General features: G+C 40.5%; 1 protein-coding gene. It reads right to left on the bottom strand.

Annotated features, from left to right (window positions below):
* Positions 1 to 55: 55 nt before the first annotated feature.
* A partial coding sequence (locus R0J92_RS22950) for a hypothetical protein (RefSeq protein ID WP_411053365.1) occupies positions 56 to 274 on the bottom strand: 219 nt, incomplete at its 5' end.

Below are 274 nucleotides of genomic sequence, written 5' to 3'. Positions count from 1 at the left end.
CGGCAATGACTGCCAGTACTAAAATTGATATGATGGTGTTTCTTCTTCTCATCCTTTACGTGTATAGTTTTTTGCGAATGTAAAACTGAATGACTCCAAAAATCAAGATTAATATCACTGGTGCAGCAGTATTGAGAATTTGCCAAAAGCGTCTTTCTCTTTCTACTCGTGGCTTGTCGAGCAATCGCATCTTGAAGTCTTTTGATCGGGCGGTAATCAGGTTGTCATCTTCCAGCAGGTAATTCATGGCATTGAGGACAAACTCTTTGTTCCC

Origin of the sequence: Tritonibacter sp. SIMBA_163 (genome assembly GCF_046535935.1) — a bacterium.
Lineage (GTDB): Bacteria > Pseudomonadota > Alphaproteobacteria > Rhodobacterales > Rhodobacteraceae > Epibacterium > Epibacterium scottomollicae.
Note: the sequence above shows the minus strand (reverse complement) of the source record. Positions and strands in the feature narration are given on the sequence as shown.